The following is a 264-nucleotide window of genomic DNA, read 5'->3' on the forward strand; positions in this document are numbered from 1 at the left end:
GTAGTTCTGATTCTGACTCTAATTCAAATAACGATTCTGATTCGAACTCAGACAGCAGCTCTGATAGTCAATCTGATAAAGATTCTGATTCAGACACTAACAGCGGTTCTGACTCTGGTACTGATAGTACTTCTGATTTAGACTCGAACTCTGATTCAAATAGCGATTCTGGTTCTAACTCTGACAGCAGCTCTGATAGTCAATCTGATCAAGATTCTGGTTCAGACACTAACAGTGGTTCTAACTCTGGTACTGATAGTACTT

1 protein-coding gene is annotated in these 264 nt (G+C 39.4%); it reads left to right on the forward strand.

Features of this window, described 5'->3' with window-relative positions:
• Positions 1-264, forward strand: a 264-nt coding sequence (locus tag CD035_RS14010) for a hypothetical protein (protein WP_219728641.1), incomplete at both ends; no start/stop codon positions are given.

This window comes from Mammaliicoccus sciuri (genome assembly GCF_002901825.1).
Taxonomy (GTDB): Bacteria; Bacillota; Bacilli; order Staphylococcales; family Staphylococcaceae; genus Mammaliicoccus; species Mammaliicoccus sciuri.